Raw genomic sequence first — 7,070 nt, 5'->3', positions numbered from 1 at the left:
TAACGCCATTGCCGGTCAGATCAGCAATGACGACAGCGGCATCAGCCCCGGCATTCCAGTCTTCGTTGGCGATCAGGTTGTACGTGTTGACACTGGTGGAGCTGGTGCCATTCTTGTTCATGATGAGATTGGCACCCAACCTGTCTGCAGCACTGAGAGTCAGTGTGAACGAAGTGGCGGAGGTGATCTCGACATTGCTGGTGGTGGTGAGGGTATAGCTGGCACCACCTTCGCCTTGCAGGCTGAATTTGTTGGCGATGATGTCATTGGTGGCCCCTGTCAGGCCGGTCAGCCCGGTACCTGTGACGGTCAGTACACCGGTGCTGGCGTTGTAGACCGAGGAGGTGATGGTCGGGGCTGCGACATTGGAGACGGTAATCGGGGCCGTGGTGACGGCAATGTTGCCACCGGTAATGACGCTGTCCCAGTCGTCTGCTGCGGCCAGATTGTAAGTCGTACCACCGGTTGAGGTAGTACCATTTTTGTTGAACAGGCCTTCAACGGTAGTCTGGTCGGTACCGGCCAGTGTTACAGCAAAGCTGGTGGCGGAGGTGACTTCGATATTGCCAGTGGTCGACAAAGTCCGGACGACACCGCCTTCGCCTTTGATGGTCAGGGCAGAGACGGTGATGTCATTGGTGGCACCGAGGGTGCTGACGAGGCCGGTGCCGGAGACGGTCAGGACGTGGGTGGTGACGTCGTAGGTGGCTGAGGTAATGGTTGGGGCGGCGACGTTCGATACGGTGACGGGGTTGGTAGTGTCGGCAAGTGAACTGCTAGTGTTATCCCAGTTAAGTGCTGCATCCAGATTAAATACGGTGCCGCTCGCGGCCTGCGCGCCATTTTTGTTGAGTATGCCATTGATCGCCAGTTTATCCGCTGCGTTCAAGGTGATGGAGAAGGCGCTTGCACTGGTCGCCGTCACATTGGCTGTCGTGAGTGCATAAGAACCACCGCTTTCTCCCACCAGTGTCAATTTACTGACGTCGATGGCGTCATTGGTCACCATGCCAGTACCTGTCACCGTCAGGATACCTGTCGCGGCATCGTAACTGGCGCTGGTAATGGTCGGTGTCGCAATGGTAATTGCCAGGCCAGTACTCAAAACGCCGATATTGCCAGCAGCATCGGTTGCTGTCGCTTTGACGGTATGTGTACCGACCGCCAGTGCAGAACTGGTGATAGTCCAGTTGCCAGCGCCATCGGCTGTGCTTGTACCAAGCAAAGTGATGCCGTCTGCATCGTACAGTTTGACGGTGCTGTTAGCTTCTGCTGTTCCTGTAAAGACGGGTGTCGTGTTGGCGGTGATGTTATCCGTATTGGTGACCCCCGTATCGGTGGCTGCCGTCATGTCTGGTGTAGACGGTGCTGCCGGTGCGGTAGTGTCCAGTACGTATGCTTGGCTGAATGTCGTGCCACTATTGCCTGCATTGTCTGTCACCCGCACTTTCAGGGTGGAGCTAGCGGACAGGGTAACGCCACTGAGAGACCAGATACTCTGTCCAACAGTCGTTGTGGCATTGGTCCAGGTACTACCATTATCAAGCGATACTTCGACGATGTCTCCAGTAACCATATTCGCACTCAAGGTACCGGATATGGTTTGTGCGGCAGTTTTGGTAATGAAATCAGTGCCGGACTCGCCGGTATCGGCCGAGAAGGTGGCAGTTGCAATCGTGGTGGTCGGTGCCGTGGTATCGAGCACATAAGCCTGGCTAAATGCCGTACCAATATTTCCTGCCACATCGCTCACCCGCACCTGCAGGGTGGAGCTAGCCGTCAGGGTCGCACCACTGAGAGACCAGGTATTCAGTCCAACAGTCGTCGTGGCACTGGTCCAGGTACTGCCATTATCAAGTGACACTTCGACGATGTCTCCAGCGACCATATTTGCACTCAAGGTGCCGGATATGGTTTGTGCTGCAGTTTTAGTAATGAAATCTATGCTGGACGTGCCGGTATCGGCCGAGAAGGAGGCAGTTGCAATTGTGGTGGTCGGTGCCGTGGTATCGAGCACATAAGCCTGGCTAAATGCCGTACCACTATTTCCTGCCACATCGCTCACCCGCACCTTCAGGGTGGAGCTAGCCGTCAGGGTAATGCCGCTGAGAGACCAGGTATTCTGTCCAACGGTTGTTGTGGCATTGGTCCAGGTGCTGCCATTATCGATAGAGACTTCGACAAATTCGTTTGCCACCATATTCGCACTCAAGGTGCCGGATATGGTTTGTGCGGCAGTTTTGGTAATGAAATCGGTGTTGGACGTGCCGGTATCGGCCGACAAGCTGGCAGTTGCAATCGTGGTGGTTGGGGCCGTGGTATCGAGCACATAAGCCTGGCTAAGCGTCGCGCTACTATTGCCTGCCGTATCGCTCACCCGCACCTGCAGGGTAGAGCTACCCGTCAGGGTAACGCCACCGAGAGACCAGGTATTCAATCCAACGGTTGTTGTGGCACTGGTCCAGGTACTAACATTATCAAGCGATACTTCGACGATCTCTCCAGCGACCATATTCGCACTCAAGGTGCCGGAGATGGTTTGTGCTGCAGTTATTGTAATGAAATCAGTGCTGGACGTGCCGGTATCGGCCGAGAAGGCGGCCGTAACAATCGTGGTGGTCGGTGCCGTGGTATCTAGCACATAAGCCTGGCTAAATGCCGTACCAATATTTCCTGCCACATCGCTCACCCGCACCTTCAGGGTGGAACTAGCCGTCAGGGTAATGCCACTGAGAGACCAGGTATTCTGTCCAACAGTCGTCGTGGCATTGGCCCATGTGCTGCCATTATCGATAGAGACTTCGACAAATTCGTCTGCCACCATATTTGCACTCAAGGTACCAGAGATGGTTTGTGCAGCAGTTTTTGTAATGAAATCAGTGCTGGACGTGCCGGAATCGGCAGACAAGGCGGCAGTTGCGATCGTGGTTGTCGGCGCCGTGTTATCAAGGGTATACATCTGGCCACTGGTATAACCGGTGGCAATGGCGTTACTTGCTGCGTCGACTATACCTGTGCCAGAGCTTTTAAGGTCCAGTCTTAACGTGCCATCGCCGGTAATACCATTGACGGTGACTGTGTAAGTGTTACCACTGCCGGTGACGCTGGCAATGTTGCTAGTAACGCCGCCTGTTGCGTTCACCACAAAGTCACTGGTATCGACGCCTGTGACGCTTTCTGAGAAAGTCACCGTGTAGCTGACACTGGTGGCCTTGGTAATGGCTGCACCTGTGCGATCGATCGAGGAAACGGTAGGTACTACGCCATCGACCAGTACGTTGGTCAATGCGCCAACGCTGTTGAGTGTCAGTGTCGCGTCGTTGCCTGCGGTATCTTTTAAGCTGCCACCGTTCAGGGCGATATTGGCGCCCAGGCTGACACCGTTGGTATCAAGATTGCCACCTGCGACGGTGTAGCGGAATACCAGAGCATTGCTACCAGATCCACTCAGGTAAGTCGCTGCAACGGTACCGCCAGTGTCGAGCGTCAGGTCAAGTTTAGGCGAACCGGTGACAGTCACGTTTTCGCTTAAGTTCACCGTGAAGTCGAGGTTTTGCCCGACGATGTAAGTGGCATTGGCTGGCACACTGACAGAGTTGACTGTGGGGGCGGTCGTGTCGATGGTGACCGCCAGTTCGGTTGACGCAAAACTCACATTGCCAGCCGCGTCCACTGCTTTGGCAGTGATGGTGTGCGGGCCGGCACTCAGCGTCGTGGATGTAATTGAATAGTTACCACCCGTTGCGGTGCCAGTACCCAGTATAGTTGTGCCGCCGGTGTCGTAGAGTGTGACAGTACTGCCGGCCTCTGCCGTGCCCGTGAACACTGGTGTGGCGCTGGATGTGAGATTGTCGGTATTGGAGATACCGTTGTCGGTGCCCGCTGTCATGTCTGGTGCGCTCGGAGCGGCAGGGGCGGCGGTGTCAATGGCGATGTTCTTGTTGGCGCCCAGTGAGCTAGTTGCACCAGGGGAAAACAAGGTCAATGTGGCGTCGGAGCCGGATAACGTTGATTTGATGGCGCCACCATTGAGCGATAGTGCGGTGGTACTGTTGTAGTCGAGATCAGCATTGGTATCACCAGCCTGGACTGTATAAGTGAAAGTCAGCGTGCTGCTTGTTGAACCACTGACGTAATTAATCGTGCGGTCTGTCACGCCTGTTTCAAGCAGCAACTGTGGGGTGCCAGTAACGGTGACTGCTTCACTGAAAGTGATCTGTATCTGAATGACCGCACCGACCGAATAGCTGCCGTTCAGCTTGCTGGATGTGACGTTGGTAATAGTGGGATTGTTGAGTAACGTGAAAGTGCCAAGTTTCTGATCGTAAGCAATCCCGTCGGCCCCTGGGGAACTACCTGAATCAGCATACCCCCCAGCGCCCGCACCAGCGCGATTACCAGTTGCGAGTGAATTGTTGGTCACGCTATCCAGAGTGACCGTTCCGCCATTGTTCCATATGCCGCCTATACCATTACCACCTGCGCCTCCGTCTTTGCCTATATCTGATTTACTGCCGCCGCCGCCGCCGCCGCCGGCACCAATGTTGTTGGTGATGCTACTTCCGCTAATGGTCAATGTTCCGATGTTGTAGATACCACCAACCGCGTTTCCGCCAGCACCGCCTTTTGCATCGGCACCGCCACCACCGCCGCCACCGCCAATACTCAGCCCTCCACCTGCATTGGCAGTGCCACCGTTGCCGCCTCTGGAGTAAGTTGCAAACCCACCCGAACCATTCCCTCCTGTGGTCGTACCGCCTTTCCCGCCCAGCAAAAAGTATTGTCCCGAAAGCGGCCCTCCATTGCCACCAGCGCCAGCGGTGCCTGTCGCTCCCGGGTGCGAATACGCTAAACTGGATCCGCCATTACCGCCGTTGCTGCTTCCGTATCCGCCGCCACCGCCACCACCGCCACCATTGCCAGATGTCAGGCCGCCAGCACCGCCGCCTGCTGAAGCCTTGTTATTTGTTATATTGCTGTTTGAAATTGTTAAAACGCCAGAATTCCATATGCCGGCTCCCTTGGCATCGTCCCCCGGCTTTCCTATATCGTTGAGGTCTGGTCCGTTGACACCAGCGTTACCGCCATTGCCGGTGACAAAGCCATTGGTAATTGTCAGGTTTTGAATAACGACAGCAGATCCTGCGCCGTTTGTACCGACGGTCATCACCCTTGCCATATTATTGCCGTTGAGGGTGTTACCACCCCCGACTATGGTCATCGTGTGGCCATCGGTAACATTGATAGGGACGCTATCAGAGGCGTTGCTAAAGGTGATATTGCCGGTAAATGTAATGACATCATCGACACCATCGCTGTTACCGGTGGCGATAGCAGACTTAAGACTATTGATGCTATTGACTGCGGTCGTCACCAATAAATGATCGTAGTTGCCAAGCTTGCTGGTATCCAGAGCACTATCCTTATGCTGGGTGCCAGTCGATATTTCCAGGTCCCAGTTGCCGCCCCGGCTTGCAGTTCCTGTTGCATCAGCTGAGGCTTCTACCGTGGCGCCGGTCACCTGGGCAATGCTTTGAATAAAATCCTGACCGACACTGTCTTTGCCAATATCACAGCCATACAGCCTGATTTCTCCACCGGTCTGTAAAGATGCACCGATGGCTTTTAACTGTTCGGTATAGTTGGCGACATTACCGTTATGCAGAGGTGAGTTACCTAGCAAGAGAACACCATCATCACCATGTGAAATGATGCTGATAGACGAAGCATTGTGGACATCCTTTAATGCATCGGCAATTTGTTGCACGCCATCGTGCTCTGTATCCAGAACGATGACTTTTACCCCGTCTTTGGCTGCATTGATCAGGGTAGCCTGATCTGGCACCCGCCCGTCAATGATCAGAATCTGCTGGCCAGCGCTTGAATTTGTCGTAGTACCCGAGGATAGGGAGGGGGCGGGCATGGACAAGTTATCCACCAAATGCGCACTAGGTGATTTGGCAAGTGCGTACTCGTGGATAGACTGAATATCGGTTCCGGAAGTTTGATTGAACAGATTCATTGTGTTGACTTCTGACTTAAAAGAGGTGAATGCGCGTCGAACCCGCACGCAAGCCAGGGGAATCTTGAGAACTAAGAAGTTGCTCAAGACATCATGTAATAATGGCTACCCAAAAAATTACTTAATGCTAGCAAACTGTCGTAAGAGATTCGTAAGAGGCCGGTTATTTTTGATGGGCGAATTCTGGAAATCGTCATTAAATGCTCGCGACTGATGCCGACAAAGCCAGGTCCTACCCATTCTCCGAATGGCAGCAACTGGATAGTTCGCTATCAAGTTTTAAAGCGGGTGGGGGAAATACAGAGGACGGCAAGCCGTTTCCTGACAATGGGCATCGCAGAAAGACGTTCATGTCTTTGTGCTATTGATATTATTGAGATGGCGATTCCGGATTGACTTTGCTATTGTTTAGTTTCATCGCCCAGGGATAAGGAACTTGCCGGTCCTTATGTCGAAATAGCTGGTGATTTCATTTATACCATCCTCAAATGACAGTTCGGTCACAGTTGACGTTCCGGGCTGCGCCAGACTGCTCTCTTCTCCTCGACTGGAGATCTAGAGATGTACTGAGGGGCAGGGCTGCATCTCAATACTATTCTTGTAAAGCACTGGCATCGCTGATACGGCATTCCCATCGATTTGAGTTCCGTTCACTTGCGCATTCTGACACAGGCCAGCGACTACACTTCCCTGCAGTGTGGGGAATTGATTCAACAAAGTAAATACATGTGCCTTGCCATCCTCGTCGGAATTCTCAATGGCACCATTTTCCTGCAAGGAATAGAGCTTACCTGCTTTGGCTGGAATTTTTGTTTCCGATGTTTTTCTAAGCTTTGCGCCATCTTGCAATGGCGTTGAAGATGCATACATGCCGTACTCTTCTTCCCAACTGATCGTGTTATTTCGCATTGGCCGAAATACCTGCCATGCAACAGTTGGCCGACTTCCTGCAATAGTTTTGGCCACAAAAATTTTGTAGTCGGCTTGTGAGAATAAATGTAGCTCTTCGTAGAAAATATCGATACTTAATTTAAAGAATGTCATAACT

General features: G+C 53.1%; 2 protein-coding genes. Both read right to left on the bottom strand.

Features of this window, described 5'->3' with window-relative positions:
• The coding region (locus H8L47_RS30110; RefSeq protein ID WP_186955554.1) for an Ig-like domain-containing protein at nucleotides 1-6,022 on the bottom strand (6,022 nt) is incomplete at its 3' end.
• Nucleotides 6,023-6,577: 555 nt separating this feature from the next.
• Entirely contained in the window at nucleotides 6,578-7,066 is a 489-nt protein-coding gene (locus H8L47_RS21040) for a hypothetical protein (RefSeq protein WP_186955553.1), read from the bottom strand.
• Nucleotides 7,067-7,070 lie beyond the last annotated feature (4 nt).

It is taken from the genome of Undibacterium umbellatum (assembly GCF_014284125.1).
Lineage (GTDB): Bacteria > Pseudomonadota > Gammaproteobacteria > Burkholderiales > Burkholderiaceae_D > Undibacterium > Undibacterium umbellatum.
The sequence above is the reverse complement of the archived record's forward strand: the minus strand, read 5'-3'. Positions and strand labels throughout refer to the sequence as shown.

Excerpts from the sequence above, each read along its gene's own strand:
- H8L47_RS21040 (WP_186955553.1), bottom strand. The coding sequence starts at position 7,066 with ATGACATTCTTTAAATTAAGTATCGATATTTTCTACGAAGAGCTACAT.